The sequence below is a fragment of the Virgibacillus sp. MSJ-26 genome (assembly GCF_018918075.1).
Classification (GTDB): domain Bacteria; phylum Bacillota; class Bacilli; order Bacillales; family Amphibacillaceae; genus MSJ-26.
This window is the reverse complement of the sequence record NZ_JAHLPW010000005.1, coordinates 133,911-156,217: the sequence shown is the minus strand read 5'-3', so window position 1 is coordinate 156,217 and position 22,307 is coordinate 133,911. Positions and strand designations below refer to the sequence as shown.

General features: G+C 34.6%; 22 protein-coding genes and 1 other annotated feature. All 22 genes read left to right on the top strand.

The genetic code is table 11. The annotated features are described in order from the left end of the window. The first annotated feature begins 9 nt into the window (after positions 1–9). The 22 genes from KQI49_RS06300 (at position 10) to dnaG (ending at position 22,247) form a co-directional block, all read left to right on the top strand. Positions 10–768: a 16S rRNA (uracil(1498)-N(3))-methyltransferase gene (locus tag KQI49_RS06300; protein ID WP_216487521.1), complete on the top strand. Its 759-nt coding sequence runs from the start codon at positions 10–12 to the stop codon at positions 766–768. Then, positions 768–2,117: a tRNA (N(6)-L-threonylcarbamoyladenosine(37)-C(2))-methylthiotransferase MtaB gene (gene mtaB, locus KQI49_RS06295; protein WP_216487520.1), complete on the top strand. Its 1,350-nt coding sequence runs from the start codon at positions 768–770 to the stop codon at positions 2,115–2,117. The genes KQI49_RS06300 and mtaB overlap by 1 nt, the downstream gene beginning before the upstream one ends. A gap of 100 nt (positions 2,118–2,217) precedes the next feature. Continuing rightward, on the top strand, positions 2,218–2,871 hold the full coding sequence (gene deoC / locus KQI49_RS06290) for a deoxyribose-phosphate aldolase (protein WP_216487519.1): 654 nt from the start codon (positions 2,218–2,220) through the stop codon (positions 2,869–2,871). Between the two features lie 184 nt (positions 2,872–3,055). After that, entirely contained in the window at positions 3,056–3,244 is a 189-nt protein-coding gene (rpsU, locus tag KQI49_RS06285) for a 30S ribosomal protein S21 (protein WP_216487518.1), read from the top strand. Between the two features lie 19 nt (positions 3,245–3,263). Further along, complete coding sequence (locus KQI49_RS06280; RefSeq protein ID WP_216487517.1) at positions 3,264–3,710, top strand: GatB/YqeY domain-containing protein; 447 nt, start codon at positions 3,264–3,266, stop codon at positions 3,708–3,710. Between the two features lie 198 nt (positions 3,711–3,908). Then, the gene (locus KQI49_RS06275) at positions 3,909–5,243 is read left to right on the top strand and encodes an NfeD family protein (protein WP_216487516.1); all 1,335 of its coding nucleotides are present in this window, start codon (positions 3,909–3,911) and stop codon (positions 5,241–5,243) included. Between the two features lie 68 nt (positions 5,244–5,311). Beyond that, on the top strand, positions 5,312–6,316 hold the full coding sequence (floA, locus tag KQI49_RS06270) for a flotillin-like protein FloA (RefSeq protein ID WP_216487515.1): 1,005 nt from the start codon (positions 5,312–5,314) through the stop codon (positions 6,314–6,316). A 31-nt stretch (positions 6,317–6,347) separates the two neighbouring features. Beyond that, on the top strand, positions 6,348–6,911 hold the full coding sequence (locus KQI49_RS06265; RefSeq protein ID WP_216487514.1) for a hypothetical protein: 564 nt from the start codon (positions 6,348–6,350) through the stop codon (positions 6,909–6,911). A gap of 169 nt (positions 6,912–7,080) precedes the next feature. Next, on the top strand, positions 7,081–7,359 hold the full coding sequence (gene yqfC / locus KQI49_RS06260) for a sporulation protein YqfC (protein WP_216487513.1): 279 nt from the start codon (positions 7,081–7,083) through the stop codon (positions 7,357–7,359). Positions 7,360–7,374: 15 nt separating this feature from the next. Beyond that, a complete protein-coding gene (yqfD, locus tag KQI49_RS06255; protein ID WP_216487512.1) occupies positions 7,375–8,607 on the top strand; it encodes a sporulation protein YqfD in 1,233 nt (410 codons plus the stop codon). A gap of 55 nt (positions 8,608–8,662) precedes the next feature. Next, positions 8,663–9,625: a PhoH family protein gene (locus tag KQI49_RS06250; protein ID WP_216487511.1), complete on the top strand. Its 963-nt coding sequence runs from the start codon at positions 8,663–8,665 to the stop codon at positions 9,623–9,625. A 77-nt stretch (positions 9,626–9,702) separates the two neighbouring features. Further along, a complete protein-coding gene (locus tag KQI49_RS06245; protein ID WP_216487510.1) occupies positions 9,703–11,874 on the top strand; it encodes an HD family phosphohydrolase in 2,172 nt (723 codons plus the stop codon). Further along, on the top strand, positions 11,875–12,339 hold the full coding sequence (gene ybeY / locus KQI49_RS06240) for an rRNA maturation RNase YbeY (protein ID WP_216487509.1): 465 nt from the start codon (positions 11,875–11,877) through the stop codon (positions 12,337–12,339). Next, positions 12,329–12,694, top strand: coding sequence for a diacylglycerol kinase family protein (locus KQI49_RS06235; RefSeq protein WP_253286699.1), 366 nt, complete (start codon positions 12,329–12,331; stop codon positions 12,692–12,694). Before ybeY ends, KQI49_RS06235 begins: the two co-directional genes overlap by 11 nt. A gap of 207 nt (positions 12,695–12,901) precedes the next feature. Further along, positions 12,902–13,804, top strand: coding sequence for a GTPase Era (era, locus tag KQI49_RS06230; RefSeq protein ID WP_216487508.1), 903 nt, complete (start codon positions 12,902–12,904; stop codon positions 13,802–13,804). 127 nt (positions 13,805–13,931) lie between these two features. Then, positions 13,932–14,093 (top strand): YqzL family protein, encoded by a 162-nt coding sequence (locus tag KQI49_RS06225; protein ID WP_216487507.1) that lies wholly within the window; start codon positions 13,932–13,934, stop codon positions 14,091–14,093. A gap of 31 nt (positions 14,094–14,124) precedes the next feature. Further along, entirely contained in the window at positions 14,125–14,871 is a 747-nt protein-coding gene (recO, locus tag KQI49_RS06220; protein ID WP_216487506.1) for a DNA repair protein RecO, read from the top strand. A gap of 58 nt (positions 14,872–14,929) precedes the next feature. After that, positions 14,930–15,105 (top strand) — a binding site (T-box leader). A 59-nt stretch (positions 15,106–15,164) separates the two neighbouring features. Continuing rightward, on the top strand, positions 15,165–16,043 hold the full coding sequence (glyQ, locus tag KQI49_RS06215) for a glycine--tRNA ligase subunit alpha (protein WP_216487505.1): 879 nt from the start codon (positions 15,165–15,167) through the stop codon (positions 16,041–16,043). Then, complete coding sequence (gene glyS / locus KQI49_RS06210; protein ID WP_216487504.1) at positions 16,044–18,128, top strand: glycine--tRNA ligase subunit beta; 2,085 nt, start codon at positions 16,044–16,046, stop codon at positions 18,126–18,128. It begins immediately after the preceding gene. A 122-nt stretch (positions 18,129–18,250) separates the two neighbouring features. Then, positions 18,251–18,880 (top strand): transcriptional regulator CcpN, encoded by a 630-nt coding sequence (gene ccpN, locus KQI49_RS06205; protein WP_216487503.1) that lies wholly within the window; start codon positions 18,251–18,253, stop codon positions 18,878–18,880. 20 nt (positions 18,881–18,900) lie between these two features. Further along, the gene (locus KQI49_RS06200; protein ID WP_216487502.1) at positions 18,901–19,707 is read left to right on the top strand and encodes a pyruvate, water dikinase regulatory protein; all 807 of its coding nucleotides are present in this window, start codon (positions 18,901–18,903) and stop codon (positions 19,705–19,707) included. 737 nt (positions 19,708–20,444) lie between these two features. After that, positions 20,445–22,247, top strand: a complete 1,803-nt coding sequence (gene dnaG, locus KQI49_RS06195; RefSeq protein ID WP_216487501.1) for a DNA primase — start codon at positions 20,445–20,447, stop codon at positions 22,245–22,247. Positions 22,248–22,307: the final 60 nt, after the last annotated feature.

The window sequence follows — 22,307 nt, the reverse complement described above, 5'->3', positions numbered from 1 at the left end:
TGTGATAGATTGCAGCGCTATTTTATTCCTGAAGAGGATTGGAAGGACGATAAAATATTAATAAAAGGCGATGATCAACATCATATCACTCGAGTTATGCGTTTAAATGTATCTGATCAGATCATTTGTGTTCATCCAAGTAGTTATGTAGCAATATGCAAAATTACAAATATAAATGAATCATATGTTGAAGCAATGATTGAGCAAGACTTGCATGAAGATAAGGAATTACCAGTTTCAATTACAATCGCTCAAGGTCTTCCTAAAGGAGAAAAATTAGACTTCGTTCTACAAAAAGGAACAGAACTGGGCGCTGCTGCCTTTATCCCTTTTCAAGCAGATCGCTCTGTAGTAAAATGGGATCATAAAAAGTTTTCCAAAAAAAAGCAGCGTTTTACCAAGATAATAAAAGAAGCAAGTGAACAAAGCCATCGAAATAAACAACCCATGATAACTTCATTTATGACATTACCTGAGCTTATAGAGGAAAGTAAACGCTATGATAAAAAAATATTTCCTTATGAGGAAGAAGCAAAAGGATCAGACCATCAATTATTTGGTGATGTTGTAAATGGGATTAAAAAAGGAGACAAAGTCCTCGTTTGTATAGGACCAGAAGGGGGATTTTCTCAAAAAGAAGTGGACATGTTAAAGGAAAATGATTTTCTGCCTGTCCGGCTTGGTCCAAGGATTTTAAGAACAGAAACAGCTGCATTATATGTTTTAGCCAGTGTTTCATATCATTTTGAAGAATTGAGGTGTACATAATGCCAACGGTAGCATTTCATACATTAGGATGTAAAGTGAATCATTACGAAACAGAAGGTATTTGGAGAATGTTTAAAGAAAATGGTTATGAACGTGTTGATTTTAATCGACAATCTGATGTATACGTTATTAATACATGTACGGTTACGAATACAGGTGATAAAAAGAGTCGGCAAATTATCCGCCGTGCGATTCGTAAAAATCCGGAGGCTATTGTATGTGTAACAGGTTGCTACGCACAGACTTCTCCGGGAGAAATAATGGAAATCCCCGGTGTCGATGTTGTGGTAGGGACTCAAAATCGTAAAAATATGATTATGTACATTGAAGAACACCAACGTACTAGACAACCAGTCAACGGTGTCGCTAATATTATGAAAAATCGTGTCTTTGAAGAAATGGACGTCCCTGAATTTACCGATCGTACAAGGGCTTCTTTGAAAATACAAGAAGGATGTAATAATTTTTGTACATTTTGTATTATCCCCTGGTCTAGAGGGCTTTTAAGGTCAAGGGATCCAGAAAACGTTATCTCTCAAGCTCAAAAACTTGTTGATGCGGGTTATAAAGAAATTGTTCTAACTGGAATTCATACAGCTGGGTATGGTGAAGATATGAGTGATTATAATTTTGCTAAATTGCTAAGAGATCTAGAATCAAAAGTAGACGGATTAAAAAGAATCCGAATATCTTCTATTGAAGCAAGTCAAATCACTGATGAAGTCATTGCTGTACTTGATCACTCTGAAAAAATTGTCCGTCATCTGCATATTCCACTTCAATCTGGATCTGATACAGTTCTTTCACGGATGAGAAGAAAATATTCAAGTGATTTCTATTATGAAAAAGTAAAACGTATTAGAGAAGCATTACCCCATTTAGCCATCACTTCTGACGTTATTGTTGGATTTCCAGGAGAAACTGAGGAAGAATTTACGGAAACTTATAATTTCATCAAAAAAGTAGGCTATTCTGAATTACACGTGTTCCCTTTCTCCAGACGTACTGGCACACCAGCTGCACGCATGGCTGATCAGGTGGATGAAGGGATTAAGAATGAACGTGTTAATAAAATGATTGCTCTCTCAGATCAATTAGCTAAGGAATATGCTGGAACTTATGATGGGGAAGTTTTGGAAGTAATCCCTGAAGAAGTTATCGAAAATGGAGAGAAATCCATTTTATTAGAGGGGTATACAGACAACTATTTAAAAGTTCAATTCGAAGGTGAACCAGAGTTAATAGGAAAAATTGTTCGTGTTAAATTAACTAAAACGGGTTATCCGATTAACACAGGAGTGTTTGTGAAAGTCGTTGAAGATGCATCACACGCTAAAATAGAAGCCTAGTCCTATGTGACTAGGCTTCTACCTGTTTATAATAGCTTTTACAAAAGGTAAATGGTATCATGAAGATGTACGTACAACATAGCTGAAAGGGTGTAGAAGATTGAGTGAAAACTTAGCAAAGTATATTGATCATACATTATTAAAACCTGATACGACGCAGGAACAGATTGGACTACTATTGAAAGAAGCTAAAGAATATGAGTTTGCGTCTGTTTGTGTTAATCCTTATTGGGTATCCTACAGTGCTGATTTTTTGAAAGAGGCAAATGTGAAAGTATGTACAGTGATAGGCTTTCCACTAGGAGCTACGACCACAGATACAAAAGTATACGAAACAAAACAAGCTATTGAAAATGGAGCAACAGAAGTGGATATGGTAATTAACATCGGTGAATTAATATCGGGAAATGTCGACAACGTTCATCAAGATATAATAGCTGTTGTTAAGGCAGCTGAAGGAAAAGCTTTAACAAAAGTGATTATTGAAACATCACTATTAACTGATGAACAGAAAGTTAAGGCTTGTGAGTTAGCTAAATCAGCAGGCGCGGATTTTGTTAAAACATCTACCGGATTCTCAGGTGGCGGGGCAACTGAAGCAGATATAAAGTTAATGCGTAAAACAGTTGGAACAAAAATGGGAATTAAAGCTTCAGGTGGTGTGCGTACTCGTCAAGATGCCCTATCAATGATTGAGGCGGGAGCGACGCGAATCGGTGCAAGTGCGGGGATAGATATAATAAAAGAATCATAAACATATCTTATATCTTATTATAATGCAGACGATGAAAACGAAGAAAAAATCATTGATTGAAGTTTATAATCACAGAAAAATTGTGTTGACCATAGCCCAAGGTTATATTATAATTACACAAGGCATAATAATCTTTAGATTGCCTGTATCATTTGTTTTATGCTTCGGAGGGAGGGAAATAAGCATGTCAAATTCTACTCGCGTTCGTAAAAACGAGTCTCTTGAGGATGCTCTTCGTCGCTTTAAGCGTAGTGTATCAAAAAGCGGTACACTATCAGAATATCGTAAGCGTGAATATTATGAAAAGCCTAGCGTGCGCCGTAAAAAGAAATCGGAAGCTGCTAGAAAACAAGCTGCTAGAAGACGTAAATAACTAAAGAAGGTGTCTTGAAATGTCCTTAACAAATCAGCTTAATGCTGACATGAAAGACGCAATGAGAAGTAAAGACAAAGAAACTTTGAATGTTATTCGTATGGTAAAAGCTTCTTTGCAAAATGAATCAATTAAACTTAGCAAAAATGAACTTTCAGAAGATGAAGAGCTTACTATACTTTCAAGAGAATTAAAGCAAAGGAAAGATTCCCTCCAAGAATTTAGTTCAGCTGGACGTGATGATCTAGTTGGAAAAATAAACAATGAAATTGCAATTCTTGAAAAATATATGCCCGAGCAATTATCAGATGACGAATTACAAACTATTGTTCAAAAAACAATTCAAGATACTGGTGCAACTTCTATAAAAGATATGGGAAAAGTGATGGGTGCCTTAATGCCAAAAGTAAAAGGAAAAGCAGACGGCTCACGTGTAAATCACTTAGTAAGAGAATTATTGAATTAACTGAAAATCCTTGTCAAATTATGGCAAGGATTTTTTATTTAGCCCATATATTGAGAATAAACTATCTTCTACATATCACGCACACCAAATTATATGGTATTATTTATATAATATAAAGATTTTTAAAGAAAAAATGAAACCTATACTATTATTAAGACGTATATTATATAAGTAAAAAAGTAAAGAGGAGGTGATGTTTTGCGTGTTAGAAAAATTGCCCCATACATAACCTTGTTTGTAGTCATACTTACATTATTATCATTTGATAATCTTGAACACATAACAGCAGCAGATAGTGAAGGGGAAGGTAAACTTGTCTATGTCGTACCTGTTGAAAATGAAGTTGAAAGAGGTTTAGAGGCCTTTTTAAAACGAGTCACACAAGAGGCAATGGAAGAAGGGGCCAATCATATTATCTTTGAAATCGATACACCTGGTGGTCGTGTAGACGCTGCAGGGCAGATTGCCAATATACTACAAAATCTAGAAATTCCGTCAACATCGTTTATAATAAACGAAGCTTTGTCCGCTGGTTCATATATAGCTTTAAACACCGATAGTATATATATGAAACCCCATGCAACGATGGGGGCAAGCGGTGTTATTACTCAAGAAGGAACAGCTGCAGATAAAAAAGCTCAATCAGCTTGGCTTGCGGCTATGAAAAGCGCTGCTGAATCAAAAGGCAGAGATCCATTATATGCTGCCGCAATGGCAGATCCAGACATTGACCTTCCAGAGTACAGTGCGGGTAAGGGGGAGTTTTTGACACTTGGACCGAAAGTAGCAGAAGATATTAATTACTCAGAAGGTACACTTAATAATCGAACTGAACTTTTACATGAGCTTGATTTATCCGGAGCCACTGTAGTTGAGACCGAAACAAGTCTTGCTGAGGAAGCTGCTCGCTTTCTGACTAATCCGGTTGTCATACCCATTCTTTTATCTATTGCTAGTCTTGGGCTGGTCGTAGAATTATATTCCCCTGGTTTTGGTGTACCTGGGATTATGGGATTAATTGCTTTAGTTCTGTTCTTTTATGGACATATTATTGCAGGCTTAGCTGGAATGGAAGCTATTATTTTATTAATAATAGGAATAATTTTAATTATAATAGAGTTTTTTGTTGCCGGTGGAATCATTGGGCTGCTAGGGGTAGGAGCTGTTCTTACTTCTCTATTTTTATCTGGCGCCAGCATTACTCATATGTCCTTAAGTATAGCAATTGCATTAATTGTAGCAATTGTAATGGCAGTTATATTGTTTAAGTGGATAGGGATGGATCGAGGGGTTTTCCGTCATATTGTTTTAAGGGATAGTGCTACAACAGAACAAGGATATGTTTCTTCTGAGAATAAACTCGAATTAATAGGTTTAGAAGGAAAGACAGTCACCCCTTTAAGACCCTCAGGTACTGCCGAGATCAACGGAGAACGGGTTGATGTTGTCTCAGAGGGTGGATTTATTGAAGTGAATCAAAAGGTTAAGGTTGTTAAAGTGGAAGGCGTCCGCGTCGTTGTACGTGTTGGATGATAATCAAAGATTTTATTAATCTACGATGCCAATTACTTTAATATATAAAATATTTAGGAGGAAATATTATGGGATTAGGAGAAGTTATGCCGATTATTTTAATTGCAGTTATTTTGATTGCAGTAGCTATTTTATTTACTTTTATTCCAGTGATGCTCTGGATCAGTGCGCTTGCTGCCGGGGTTAAAGTAGGGATATTTGAATTAGTTGGGATGAGACTGCGTCGTGTTATTCCTAACCGCGTCATTAACCCGTTAATTAAAGCTCATAAAGCAGGGTTGAGTGTTAGTACGAATAAGCTAGAAAGTCACTATCTTGCTGGTGGTAATGTTGATCGCGTAGTTAATGCTTTAATTGCAGCACATCGCGCGAATATTGAGCTATCTTTTGAACGTTGTGCTGCAATCGACCTGGCTGGCCGTGACGTACTTGAGGCTGTGCAAATGAGTGTTAATCCTAAAGTTATCGAAACACCATTTATAGCGGGTATTGCTATGGATGGAATTGAAGTGAAAGCTCTCGCTCGTATAACTGTAAGAGCAAATATTGATCGACTTGTAGGGGGAGCTGGTGAAGAGACCGTTATCGCCCGTGTAGGTGAAGGTGTTGTTAGTACAATAGGTAGTTCAGAAACACATAAGCAAGTGTTGGAAAATCCAGACTCAATCTCACATACAGTTTTAGCGAAAGGCCTAGATGCAGGAACAGCTTTTGAAATACTATCTATTGATATTGCGGATGTAGACATTGGTAAGAATATTGGAGCTATCTTACAGACGGATCAGGCTGAAGCGGATAAAAACATCGCACAAGCGAAAGCGGAAGAACGCCGTGCAATGGCTGTGGCTCAAGAACAAGAAATGCAAGCCAGAGTTGAAGAAATGCGTGCATATGTGGTTGAAGCAGAAGCTGAAGTACCTAAGGCGCTTGCTGAAGCCCTTCGTTCTGGAAATCTTGGTGTCATGGATTATATGAATTATAAAAATATTGATGCCGACACAGATATGCGTGATATGATTGGTCGTCTGTCTAAAGATGATCATGAACATAATCATGGAGAAGATGAAGATTAATTTAATGCCTGATCATTAAAGGAGCGACATGATGGAAACGATTATAGATTTTATCTTCAGTAACTTCATCATAGTTCTAATTATTATCGGAGGTCTTGCCAAACTATTTGGTGGGGATAATCAGGAACAACAAAAAAAGCAAACTAATCGTACACCACGGCCTGTTGAAACAAGAAAACAGGCCTCCCTACCTCGGGGAAGGACGGAAAAACATAATAGACGACAACATGCAAAAAACGAAACATCATCCAGTCCAATCGGTGAAACCGGTTCTATAGGCGAAGATATTTCAGTAGAAGACCAACAGCAAAAACAGCTTGAACAATTGGCAGGGAAAATGCAGAACGAAACTATACAAAATTTTGATGATTTACCTAATCAAATCGATTACGAACATCAATCTTTCTCTTCTATGCAGAGTAAAACAACGAGTCCATCTTTACAGGATAATAATAAATATAAAAAAGAAGTAAAGAAACAAATGAAAAAAAGACTGTCAAGAAAAGGGCTGACTGAAAGTATTATTATGGCTGAAATTTTAGGCCCTCCTAGGGCTAGGAAACCTTATAAAAGTGTTATTGATGAAAGAAGATAACTACATCACTCATGGTAAGTTGGAACTTACCATGAGTGATTTTTTTATGTTTTTAAATAAAGCTTCTAAAACTTTTATTTCCATATCTAAAAACAACTCCTGTTTAAAGTTTAATGTTCTTATCTTCCTTGAATAATCATAAATATAAAAATGAGAGGAGACTGCTTATATGAAAAAGTGGCATCAACGCATTCGACCATTATTAAGAAAATACTTTGATTTACCATCTGATGTATTGTTAGAGCTTCCTAGAATCACTATGATTGGTCAATTGCATGTTTATATAGAGAACCATAAAGGACTAGCAGTTTTCACAGATACAGAACTAAGATTAAAAATGGCAAAAGGTTATATTCAAATACAGGGAAGTTCGTTTGTATTAAAGACCATGTTACCAGAAGAAATATTATTAGAAGGAACAATCTCGGAAGTGAAATTTATTCCATAATAAAGGAGTGACACAATGAAACCCATTCAAGGCTCTTTTCTTTCTGGATACGTCAGGATAAGTATAGAGGGTCATTTACCTGAAATGTTTTTTCAATCTTGCATAAATCAAAGCATTCCAGTCTGGAATATTAAAAAAGAAGCGAAGGATAAGTGTAGTGGCAATATCAAATTAGAACATGTCCAACTCATTAAAAGAATCAATAGACAACATCGATATAAAATTAAATTCACACAAAAGAAAGGTATACCTTTCTTTTTCAACCGTTTTTTAGGTAAGAAAGAATTAATTTTTGGACTTATAGTCGGTATAATGCTCGTTATTTTTTTATCGAATATTATTTGGAAAGTAGAAATCACAGGGGTGCCAAAAGATTTAGAAGAAAAAATTAGTGAACAATTAACGAGCTATGGTATTCATCCAGGTGTATGGAAGTTCACGTTAGATTCACCTGGAGATATTCAAAGACAATTAGAAGAAGATGTACCTGAATTACTATGGGTTGGTGTACATAAAAAAGGTACAACCTTTGTACTTGAAGGAGTAGAGAAACTAATTGTTGAAAAAGAAAAGGTTCAAGGTCCCCGTGATTTGGTTGCAACTAAAACAGGTGTTATTAAAAAAATGTATGTGTCTAAAGGACAACCTAAAGTCCAAGTTAATGATTATGTGGAACCAGGTGATTTGCTCGTTTCTGGAAATTTAACTAATAAAGACGATGAAGAAGATAGTGAAAAAGGAGAAAAAAAACCAATTTATGTATCTTCCGAGGGGGAAGTTATTGCTAATACTTGGTATGAGCTATCAGTTACAGTACCTTTAAAAACAAATCACGAGAGGTTAACAGGAAATCAAGTAAATAAATATTATCTACAAATGAATGATATAAATATACCAATCTGGGGATTTCGCTCACCTGAATATGAATTAAGCACAATTGAAAATGAACATAATGCTATTCGATTTTTAAGATGGCAGTTACCGGTGAATATTGTGAAATCGACAATTAGCGAGAAAGAACACCTTGATATGGAGCGAAGTAAAGAAGAGGCAATAAAGACTGGAGTCGAACAAGCTAAAAAAGAGCTGAAACTTCAGTTAGGATCCGATGTTGAAATTACTTCTGAAAAACTTTTGCATCAAACTATCGAGAATGGTAAAGTAAAGTTAAAGTTATATACTACTGTAGAAGAAAATATTGTTAAGGAACAACCGATAAAAGGTGATGATAAAAATAAAAAGGAATAATTCAACATATACCCATTAATTTATTTACTAATTTAACTAATCAAGGAGATTGAACATGCCTGACAACCTTCATAAGATTGATTTACAACTTAATGGACCGAATGAAGCATTAGATCTTTTTGGAATAAATGACAAATATTTAAAACATATAGAAGATCAATTAAATGTTACAATTACAACCCGCGGAGAACAAGTTAGTGTTTCTGGTGATAAATCTGATATTACTCTTGTTGAAGATATACTTTTAACTGTTTTATCAGTTATAAGAAAAGGTCAAACAATAACCGAACGAGATATTGTTTATGCAATTGACTTGGCGAAGAAGGATAAAATAAATCAATTTGAAACATTGTTTGAAGATGAAATTACACGGAATGTTAAAGGCAAACCAATCCGTGTTAAAACATTAGGTCAAAAAAAATATATTTCAGCAATAAAGTCGAATGATTTAGTGTTTGGAATTGGACCAGCTGGAACTGGAAAAACGTATTTAGCTGTAGTGATGGCCGTACATGCTTTGAAAAATGGTTTAATAAAGAAAATTATTTTAACCCGACCCGCAGTCGAAGCAGGGGAAAGTTTAGGTTTTCTTCCAGGAGATTTAAAGGAAAAAGTCGACCCGTATCTACGCCCACTTTACGATGCATTACATGATGTTCTTGGTGTAGAACATACAATGCGTCTGATTGAGCGAGAGACGATAGAAATTGCACCTTTAGCCTATATGCGTGGAAGAACGCTTGACGATGCCTTTGCAATTTTAGATGAAGCGCAAAACACAACGCCAGAACAGATGAAAATGTTTCTTACAAGACTTGGTTTCGGCTCGAAAATGATTATAACGGGTGATATTACCCAAGTTGATTTGCCGCGAGGTGTTCAATCTGGACTTAAAGAGGCCGATAAGTTCCTATCTGATATAAATGGAATTTCTTTTGTTCATTTAGATCAAACCGACGTCGTCAGACATCCACTTGTACAACGTATTATTGATGCATATGAAAAAGAGAACAAGTAATTTTAAATAATTGCAAAAAGCCCGCAAAGCGGGTCTTATTTATATATAATACTTACCTAAAACATGAGGTGCTCGTTATGCTTACAAATTTAAAAGAAAAAATATCAATTTTTCTTAAAAGTAAATCAAACTGGTTTGTCATTAGTTTAGCTGTTCTTGTTTTAGGTATTTTCTTTTTCTTAATGACATTTAATAATGTTTATACTAAGACATATGATATAGAACGATTTAATCGAGCCAAAGAAACGATACGTTCACCTATTACAATTGAGAATGAACAAGAGACTGAGCGTAAAACAAGAGAAACCTCTCAAGCTGTGCAAGATCGTTATGATATATCAACTGAAATTACTGATGAGAGAATTAAATATGTTGAGGAGATATTTGAAGCACTAGATAAAATGGAAGATGAAATTGATGGAGATGCTGAGGCAAAAAAAGATGATAAGGATGAAGAAGAGGAGAATGATGAAGATAAAGATAACGCTATTCCCTTTCAAGAGAAACTCAATCATCTTAAAGAAATATTATCTGAGCAAATAACAGACAATATAAACGATAGTGTCTTGATGACTTTAATTGAAATCCCTGTTGAAGATAGGGAAGAGGGAAAAAAAGTTTTAATTGATTCACTGAAGAATACCCTTGAAAAAGGGGTTCGAACAGAAACAATAAAGAGTGCCTCAACTGAAGTGAAGGATAATCTCAAATTTAGTCATCTTAATAGCGAATTGAAAGTAGCTTTATATGAAGTAGCAGAATTTGCAATTGCAGAAAATTCATTTTTCGATGTTGAAAAAACAGCTAAAGCACGCAAAGAAGCGGAGAGTAATGTGGAGCCTGTCGTTATTAGAGCAGGTGAAATCATTGTCAGAGAAGGGCAAACCATTACAAATGAGAAATATGATGAGCTGATACTCGTGGGCTTATTAAATAAAGAAAGAAATATTTACCCGATTATTGGATTGTCTATATTAATTGTTTTATTAATATTAGTTATCGCCAATGAATTGGTTAATCTTGATAAGAATAATAATCTAGATAAGCGAAAAATGGCTACAATATTATTAATAAGTGTCATAGTTGTGGGTATGATGAAAATAGTAAGTGTGTTTATGTCACAAACGGATCAACTCTTTTATGTAGTTCCTGTGGCAACAGGTGTATTGCTCATTAAGCAATTGATTAATGATAGATTAGCTATTGTACTCGCCTTTTTGTATTCTATATTGGGGTTTGTTATTTTCAATGGAGAAATTCCAGGTTCACTTAATATGGAGGCTGGCATATACTTCTTTTTCTCTCAAATGGCGGCCATCATCTTTTTAAGAAATTTAAAAGATCGATTAGCAGTCATAAAAGCCGGGTTTGGTATGTCGGTTATCAATATAATGTCTTTATTACTATTTATATTTCTTTCTTTCGAAAAATATACCTTTATAGATATACTTATTCAATCTGGTTTGGGAATTACTTCAGCTTTCTTATCGACTGTACTTACAATCGGACTTTTACCGTTTTTCGAGACGGGATTAGGCATTCTTACTGACATTAAATTATTACAATTGTCAAGTCCAAATCAACCATTACTCAAGAAAATTTTAACGGAGGCTCCTGGAACCTATCACCACTCTGTAATGGTTGCTAATTTAAGTGAGACTGCGTGTGAAGCGATTGGGGCTAATGGATTGCTCGCAAGGGTAGGAGCTTACTATCATGATATTGGGAAGACGGTAAGACCACATTATTTTATTGAAAATCAATTGGCTGTTAGAAACCCACACGACTTTTTAGCGCCAAGACAGAGTGCGGATATCATTATTAGTCACCCATATGATGGTGCGGATATGCTTAAAGAAGCAAAAATGCCAAAAGAAATCATTGATATCGCTTTGCAACATCATGGAACGTCATTACTTAAATATTTCTATTATAAAGAGAAGGAAAATGATAAATCAGTCAATGAAAGAGAATTCCGTTATCCAGGTCCTAAACCGCAAACAAAAGAAGCAGCCATCGTATGTATCTGTGATTCAGTTGAAGCTGCCGTTCGTTCTCTGAAAGAACCGACTGAACAAAAAATAGAGGACATTGTTACATCAATAGTAAATGACCGGCTGCAAGATGGCCAATTGGATGAATGTCCAATTACAATAAGTGAGCTTAATACAATTCATCAGACCATTTGTGAAACGTTGAAGGGAATATTTCATTCTCGTATCCAATATCCAACAGAGGAGGCAAACTAAATGCATATACATTTTCAAGATAACACTCAAACAGTTACCGCCGAAAATATAGACTTGTTACAAAATATTTTGCTGTTTGCTGCAAATAAGGAAAAAGTTCCTCAGGAAGCAGAGGTTTCAGTTAACTTTGTCAATAACCAAGAAATCCAAGAGATAAACCGTAATTATCGACAGATAGATAAACCGACTGATGTTATTTCATTTGCACTCTTAGATCCAGTTGAAGGAGATGTAGGGATAATTGGTGGAAATATACCCTTGGCACTTGGAGATATTGTGATTTCAGTTGATAAAGCAAACGAACAAGCTGATGAATATAATCACTCATATGAGCGTGAACTTTCCTTTTTAGCTGTTCATGGATTTCTTCATTTATTAGGGTATGATCATATGAATCAAGAAGACGAGAAAGAGATGTTTGAAAAGCAAGAGTTAATTTTAGGAGAGTTTAATCTTGGCCGATAGGAAGAAAGGTATTGGTCTTAAGCATGCATGGCATGGTATTAAAGTTGCTATTAAATTAGAACGTAATTTTAAAATACATGTCGTCATAGGTTTATTAGTCATTATGATGAGTGTCTATTTCAATATAGCTACGTTTGAATGGTTAGTGATTCTATTAGTAATTGGTAGTGTCTTAGTAGCGGAAATATTTAACAGTACGATAGAAAAATTACTGGATTATTTAAATCCAGCGATTCACCCCGCTGCAAAAATTATTAAAGATTTATCTGCAGCTGCCGTTCTTATCACTGCATTTACAGCTGTTATTATAGGATTAATTATTTTTATACCTAAACTTATTAATGTATTTACTTAAAAACTGCAATTAATTTGCAGTTTTTTTTATTATATTCATGAATGTTGAATCGATGTTATTACTATTAAGGTTGATAAACAAGTCTTTGTTTGTGTTAAAATATGGGATATAAAGTTGAATAATACAATGTTATTATAAGTTTTGTCGAAAGTGTGAAATCAACTATTTTTTGTAGTAAGATATAGATAATCAAATGGAGGTCTCAACATGAAAACTAACTATAATTCAGGATTTATAGCAATTATTGGGCGCCCTAATGTAGGTAAATCAACATTTATGAACAGAGTTATCGGACAAAAGATCGCTATAATGAGTGATAAGGCACAAACAACACGAAATAAAATACAAGGTGTCCTCACAGATGAAGACTCTCAAATGGTCTTTATAGATACACCAGGAATCCATAAACCAAAGCATCGATTAGGAGATTTTATGGTGAAAATGGCGGAAAGCACATTGAACGAAGTAGATGCGATTATGTTTATGATTGATGCTAGAGAAGGGTATGGCCGTGGAGACCAGTATATTATCGACCGATTAGAAAAAGTAAAAAAGCCGGTATTTTTAATTGTAAATAAAATAGATTTGGTTCATCCTGATGAACTGTTGCCGCTGATTGATTTTTACCGTGAGAAATATGAATTTGAAGAAATTGTACCAGTCTCTGCTCTGCAAGGAAATAATGTGGATCACTTACTTGATGTATTAAAACAACATTTACCTGAAGGCCCTCAATATTATCCTAAGGATCAAGTGACAGACCATCCAGAAAGATTCATTATTAGCGAACTCATTCGAGAAAAAGTACTGCATTTAACAGAAGAAGAAATACCTCATTCCGTTGCTGTCAGAATAGAGAACATTGAAAAAAGAAACCAGGGAAAATTACTTATTCAAGCAACCATTATTACTGAACGAGCCTCTCAAAAAGGTATTTTGATTGGTAAGAAAGGTAGTATGCTTAAAGCAATTGGAAAAAAAGCACGAGAAGAAATTGAAGTATTATTAGGAACTCAAGTTTATCTAGAATTATGGGTTAAAGTTCAAAAGGATTGGCGTAATAAACAGCGTCAATTAGATGAGTTTGGCTTCAAACATGATGAATATTAACTCACTTGGAAAAAATTATTAGTTATTCTTTTTTAATAAGGGGTAAATATAAACATATAGCACATTACCTTCAATATGTTTGAGGTCCAGAAATAAAAACATTAAGTTTAAGAAAGGTGGTTTTCTTGTGATCGATGTAACATGGAAGTTATTCAGTCAAACGGGAAATATTGAAGCCTATTTACTTTTACGAGAGTTAGAAGGCAGTAACCAATTGAATACTGATCTATCACATGCTTCTGAACCATCAACATTTAATTCAAAAGAGATGGTTTATAAACCCCATTAAGAGATAATATTAGAGCAGAAGGTGACGATGTGTGCTTGAAAAAATAAATGGCGTGATTATAAAAACGCATGACTATAGTGAAACACATAAAATAATTACGATATTCAGTAAAAAAATAGGGAAATTTACTGCTCTTGCAAGAGGCGCTAAAAAGCCTAAAAGTAGAATGGCTGCCTTAACGCAGCCATTCATATATGGTGAATTCTTCGTTTATATTTCTAAAGGACTTAGTACACTCCAACAAGGAGATGTTGTTAATTCTTTTCGAGCCATTCGTGAGGATATAATTAAAACGGCTTATGCTGCTTATATAGCAGAGTTAACGGATAAATTACTCGACACAGGCTCACCGGAATATTATTTATATGAACAATTTTATAAAACACTTGATTGGATATCGGAAAATGAAGACCTGGATATCCCGGTGATTATGTATGAATTAAAATTATATAAAAAAGCAGGATTTGCACCATTTGTTGATTACTGTGTTAATTGCCGTGAAGATAACAGACCATATTCTTTTTCTGTTCAAGAAGGAGGACTTTTATGTGATAAGTGTAAAAGTTCTACAGATCCCTATGCGGTTCGGCTGCCAGATGGTGTTGCAAAGTTATTATACATGCTTGTTCATGTCGGCATCGAACAAGTCGGTAACATTGCAGTAAAAAGAGAGAATAAGGAGTTACTTAGAAAATTACTTGACTCCTACTATGATCGTTATGGTGGATATTACTTGAAATCAAGAAAAGTTTTAAACCAACTACATTTGCTTAAGTAGGTAAAAAGTTGACATTTTCTAAAGTATCTTGTATATTATTGCTACATATTTTCAATACATAAATGCAAGGATAGAGAGAAGTAATTATCATTTACTAATCAAAGCGAGTCCAGAAAAGTGAAAGCTGGATATTAGGGTGGTAAAGAATGGCACTCTTGAGCATTTCACTATTATAAAGTGGCTCTTACAGGAGAGCAAATAGGGTGGAACCGCGGACTAAAAATCGCCCCTATGTCTATTTAAAAGACATAGGGGCTTTTATTTATATTTAAAGAAAATTGGAGGTTTATTAAATGAACATACAGGAAATGATTTTGACGTTACAAAGGTACTGGGCTAATCAAAACTGTCTTTTAATGCAAGCATATGACGTGGAAAAAGGCGCTGGTACCATGTCACCGATGACATTACTTCATAGTCTTGGGCCAGAACCTTGGAACGTTGCATACGTAGAGCCATCAAGAAGACCAGCAGACGGTCGTTACGGAAAAAACCCAAATCGGCTTTATCAACACCATCAATTTCAAGTGATTATGAAACCATCACCAGATAATATCCAACAACTTTATTTAGATTCCTTGGTCGCTTTAGGAATTGATCCATTGCAGCACGACATTCGGTTTGTTGAAGATAACTGGGAGAACCCAACATTAGGTGCTGCAGGTCTAGGCTGGGAAGTTTGGCTTGATGGAATGGAAATTACTCAGTTCACCTATTTTCAACAAATTGGTGGTTTAGAAGCTTCTCCCGTTTCAGTCGAGTTAACTTATGGTATTGAACGTTTAGCATCTTATATTCAAGATAAAGAAAACGTATTTGATTTAGAATGGAATAGAGGCACGACTGTGGGGGATATATTTTCACAGCCCGAATATGAACATTCAAGATACGCTTTTGATGAATCCGACACCGACATGCTCTTTAAGCTTTTTTCAATGTATGAAAAAGAAGCAGCTGCAGCAATGGAAAAAAGGCTTATTTTCCCTGCATACGATTATGTTTTAAAATGTTCACATATATTTAATTTACTTGACGCCAGGGGAGTTATTTCTGTCACTGAACGAACTGGTTATATTACACGTGTTAGAAACTTAGCCAGAGAGATAGCAAAAAAATATGTTGAAGAGAGAGAAGAACTTGGATATCCGATGTTGAAAGAGGAGGTTGAGTAAATGGGTAAGAATGTTTTATTTGAAATAGGATTAGAGGAGTTACCTGCCCGATTTGTAGACCAGACTGAAAAACAGCTTGCTGACGAAACTGAACAATGGCTGAATGAATTAAGAATTTCTTATTCATCGATTAAGTCATTCTCGACACCACGCCGGCTAGCTATTTTAATTAAAAACATATCTGAAACGCAAACCTCGCTTGATGTTGAAGTGAAGGGGCCTTCTGAAAAAATAGCTAAAGAATCTGATGGTAGCTGGTCAAAGGCAGCATTAGGATTTACAAAAGGGCAAGGTAAAACTCCAGAAGACATATATATTAAGGAAGTTAAGGGCACGCCTTATATTTATGTAAATAAGTTTATTGAGGGAGAAAAGACGTTTAATTTACTTCCTACCTTTAAAAAGGTTATTGAGTCCCTGCAATTTCCGAGCAATATGAAATGGGGAACTGGTGCGATGCGTTTCGCCCGTCCGATAAGATGGCTGGTTGCGTTGTATGATAAAGAAGTTATACCATTTGAAGTAGCTAATGTGACGACTCAAAATATAACTTACGGACATCGTTTTCTTGGGCAGCAAGTTAAAATAGAAAATCCCCTTTACTATGAGGAGTTACTAAATGAAAATTACGTAATCGTAAATTCAGTTAAAAGAAAAGAGTTAATCGAGAACGGAATAAAACAACTAGAAAATCAGCATAGTTATATTATTTCTGTTGATCAAGGCTTATTAAATGAAGTTAAAAATTTAGTTGAATATCCAACTGTATTTATGGGTTCTTTCGACGATCAATATTTAAAACTTCCAACTGAAGTACTCGTTATTTCGATGAAAGAACACCAGCGTTATTTTTACGTTGAGGATAAGGACGGTAATTTACTGCCATACTTTATAGGTGTACGTAATGGAGATGATTATAAACTTGATAATGTTATCAAAGGGAATGAAAAAGTTCTCCATGCAAGACTTGCAGATGCTCAATTTTTCTATGAAGAAGATAATAAACATACAATAGAATATTATCAAAATAAACTTCGAAATGTCATTTTTCAAGAAAAATTAGGCACAATTAGTGATAAAGTAAAACGTATTAGATATATAACGAAAGAAATCGCGACACGCTTATCATTGTCAGAAGAGGAACTCCAAAAAGCAGATCGAGCTGCTGAAATTTGTAAGTTTGACCTAACGACGAACATGGTTAATGAATTTACTGAGCTGCAAGGGGTTATTGGTGAGAAATACGCCATGAACTTTGGTGAAGATGAAATAGTGGCCAAAGCTGTTAGAGAACATTACCTACCTAATCATGCTGCAGGTAAACTGCCAGAGTCGTTGATAGGTTCCATTGTTAGCCTCGCTGATAAACTTGATACGATAGTAGGAACAATTTATATTGGACTTACCCCCACTAGTTCGCATGACCCTTATGGATTAAGGCGTCAAACCATAGGTATTTTAAGAATTCTTGAAGCATGGAAGTGGGATATTTCCGTACGAGAATTATTTAATATCCCGTTTGAATTATATAATGAATTAGCTCTTAAACATAATATGGAAATAAATGCTAAAGAAATTTTACGTGATTTTATAAAGTACCGCGTGATGTTTTTACTTAAAGAACGACAAATCGAACCTGATGTTATGGAAGCTGTATTAAATAGAGGCGTTGAGAACTTACCTTATTTAATGAATAAAGCTAGTATAATCTCTTCAAAGAGAAATGATGATCGCTTTAAAATTGTTCAAGAAGCTCTTGTTCGCGTATTAAATCTTGCTAAGCAAGCAAGCGATGTTGAGATAGACCCAACTCTATTTGAGACGGAGGCTGAACAAAATCTTTTTAATGTCTTACAAGAGGTTACGCAAGCTTATCGCTCTAAAAGTAATGAAAAAGATGCTTCAGAGGCTTTAAGTCAGTTAAGTCAATTAGCTAAACCCATCCATGACTTTTTTGATACAACAATGGTTATGGTGGAAAATAAACAAGTACGCGATAATCGACTTGGATTAATTAATAGGATTAGTGAATTAGTTAAGGACTATGCTGATTTATCCGAAGTGGAATGGAAACAAAACTTTTAAATATTTGGCAAAAATATAGAACTCAGATAAAGAATAGTATAACTAAAATTCCCTTTTCGCTATAAATCGTATATAATAATACGAAAGTAGTGTGACGTATTCGCTTAGGTAGGGGTGAAAATGTGGAGTTATCAGAACGACAAGAAAAGATACTTGAAATTGTTAAAGAAAATGGGCCTATTACCGGTGAGAAAATAGCAGGTTGCTTAGAGTTGACAAGAGCAACCCTGAGGCCAGACCTAGCCATACTTACAATGTCAGGCTTTTTAGATGCACGGCCACGAGTAGGTTATTTTTATACTGGTAAAACTGGAACAGAATTGTTAACTGAGCGACTTAAAAAATATAAAGTTTCGGAATATCAATCTGTTCCTATAGTTGTTAAAGAAGATGTTTCTGTTTATGATGCAATATCTTCAATGTTTTTAGAAGATGTTGGAACCTTATTTGTTGTGGATGAGCATGCTTGCTTAACAGGCGTCTTATCCAGAAAAGATTTGTTACGTGCAAGCATAGGACAAAAAGATTTAAATGCGATACCTGTCCATATAATTATGACAAGAATGCCTAATATTGCTATTTGTTATAAAAGTGACTTACTAATAGACGCAGCAAAAAAGTTAATTGACAGACAAATAGATGGCCTACCTATTGTAAAGGACACAGAGCATGGGTGTGAAGTCATTGGACGTGTTACTAAGACAACAATTACCAAAGTTTTTGTAGAGTTAATTACAGATCACAATATATAACTTATAGAGGGGGCACAGCGATGGTTGTCAACCCAAATGTGTACGTTTTATCTGATTCCGTTGGTGAGACTGCAGAATTAGTTATTAAAGCTGGCTTAAGTCAATTTGTAAGCGGAGATTATGAAATACAAAGAATTCCATATGTGGAAGATACAGAAACAATTGAAGACGTATTATTCATGGCCAAAGAAAAAAATGCGATGGTTGGATTTACATTAGTTGATCCCTATTTAAGAGATTATGTAAATAAGAGAGCCACGGATTTAGGATTAGAAGCTATCGATATTATGGGGCCGATGATGCATTCAATGGAGAAGAAGTTTAACAAATCGCCACGGTTAGAACCGGGACTTGTTCATAAGCTTGATGAGGATTATTTTAAAAAAGTTGAAGCTATTGAATTTGCTGTTAAATATGATGATGGACGTGATCCAAGAGGCATAGCAAGGGCTGATATTATTCTTTTAGGTGTTTCTAGAACATCTAAAACTCCATTATCTCAATATTTAGCTCTGAAGCGATTGAAAGTGGCAAATGTCCCTATTGTGCCAGAAGTCGATCCACCTGAAGAATTATTTACGGCTAATCCCGCTAAATGCATAGGTTTGAAAATCACTCCAGATAAACTAAATGACATTAGAAGAGAGAGATTAAAAGCTTTAGGATTAGGTGATCAAGCAATCTATGCAAATATAAAAAGAATCCATCAAGAACTTGATTACTTTGATAGAGTCATTAATAGAATAGGGTGCCGAGTTATAGATGTATCTAATAAAGCAGTTGAAGAGACGGCGAATATCATTATCCATTCTATACAAGGTAAATAATGAGATCTATGACCAGCATTGCCAAATAAAGGTTTTTTAACCATAAAGGCTGGGACATAAGTATTATAGTTAATGTAAAAGCGAACGTGTTAAAGTATATTTCTTTATATACATTTTTTAAATCAACGTAGTATTTAACATTCACTTTCGTCTTTTAATAAATCAATACTTAGTTTTGTCGCAACCTCACTATGCCCTGAAAATTAGTGGATAAGGTCATCCGTCGATGATTTTACCCACTAATCTAGTTTTAATAGTATAAATTGGAATGTTGTGATGGTGTCGCTAATCACGTAGTAGCTGAGTCTATTTATTAGTATTTATCTAATTTATGTATTATAATCTTTTATTGGGTAAAAAATAGTGATAATTATGTTTAGAGATAGTGAAATTCTGAAAAATAAAACATTATTTATTTAGCAGGAGTATCTAAGGCTTGTGTAGAATTATAATTATTAGGGTAGTATGAAATTACTATTTTAAGTATTACTTGAGTAATTATCCGTAAAAGGAGTTGGATAAGTTTATCTTAAGGTTAAGAGTGGAAAATAAGAAATAGCATTTTAATGTATGAGTTCGCTAAGTCCTTCTTTAGATATGCTTTATAATATAGAAGGAATTTTTTTCGACAACGACAAGAATATTGTCGAAAAGGATTTACGATTATGATAGCGAATTAAAAAGTAATTAAGAAATTAACAATCTTCTGTGATAAAAATGAAAAACTGGTGGTATAAATGACAAATCAAATCCCAGAGGAAGTTATTGACAATATTAGGAAATCTAATGATATTGTAGATATCGTTGGGGAATATGTCCAATTGAAAAAGTCAGGAAGAAATTTTTTTGGACTATGCCCTTTCCATGGTGAAAAAACACCCTCATTTTCTGTAACGCAAGAAAAACAGATTTTTCACTGCTTTGGGTGCGGAAAGGGAGGAAATGTTATTACGTTCATGATGGAAATTGAAGGCTTTTCTTTTTTTGATGCTCTTAAATTTTTATCAGATCGTAGTGGCATAGAATTACCTATAGAAAATAAAGCAGAAAGTAATCTATCACAAGATAATCAAAGTCTCTTATCTGCTTATGAATGGTTATCAAAACTTTACCACCATCTTTTAAGACATTCAAAAGATGGAAAAGAAGGATATCATTATTTTAAAGAGCGAGGCATTACAGATGAAACGATTGATTTGTTTCAATTAGGATTCGCTCCAAATTTGAACGATTTCACAGCAACGTTTTTAGAAAAAAAAGGCTTTCATCTACAAACATTAGTTAGAGCTGGACTACTGACCATGAGAGATGATAAAACAGTAACTGATCGATTTCGTGGGCGAGTGATTTTTCCAATTAGGAATCATTTAGGAAAGACTATTGCATTCGGTGGACGAGCAATAAATGATGATGGACCGAAGTATTTAAATAGCTCTGAAAGTGAATTGTTCCAAAAAGGGCGAATGCTTTTTAACTTTGATTTGGCAAAAAAGCATATACGAACTTCCAATGAAGTTATTTTATTTGAAGGATATATGGATGTTATAAGTGCCTATCAGGCAGGAATTAAAAATGGAATTGCAACTCTTGGTACGTCTCTAACAGAAATACAATCGAAATTACTAAAGAGATATGTCGACACGGTAGTTATTTGCTTTGATTCGGATGAACCAGGAATTAAAGCAGCATATAAAGCAGCAACACTATTACAAAAGACAGGATGCTACGTTAAGATAGCGAATGTCAGGGACGGTCTCGATCCTGATGACTTTATTAAAAAGTATGGAGCAGAAGATTTTAAAAATAAAGTTATTAATGTAAGTGAGACCTTCATGAGTTTTTTAATGCGTTATAAAAAGAAAGATTTCAACCTGAGTCTAGAGGGAGATCGATTAAAATATATCGAACTAGTTATCAAGGATTTGGCATTAATTAATAGTCAAATTGAGAAAGAGTATTACTTGAAAGAACTGAGTGAAGAGTTTGATATATCAATGAACACTCTTGAGGATGAGCTCGCTAGACACCACCAAACTTTTAAGCAAAATAAGGATAAGGAAAAAAAAGACAGATATACTAATAATAGTACTACATTTTATCGAATTAACAAATTAAGACCAGCTTTTCATAATGCAGAAAGAAAATTAATCGCATATATGTTGAAGAATCGGGCTATAACTGATAAGGTACGCGAGGAAATTGGTGCTTCTTTTAATATTGATGAACATAAAGTCATCGCCACTCATTTATATGCCTTTTATGAAGAAGGGCATGAAGGTGATGTTAGTATATTTTTAGAGAAAATCCCGGAAGTTCGACTGAAACAACTTGTTACGGAGATTGCAATGATACCAATATCAGAAGAAATCAGTGAAAGAGAAATAAATGATTATATAAGAATTATTTCTACCGAGTTAACCGATACTGGGACGATTAATTCGTTAAGGGAAGAACAAAAAGTTGCTGAGCAGCAAAACGATTTTATTAAAGCAGCAGAAATTGCTTTAAAAATAATAAATATACAAAAAAAAGCAAGGTAACTTAATTAGTCAAAGTTATCATTATAATATTTTCGAATGGCGAAGAGTCATAATTTTAAA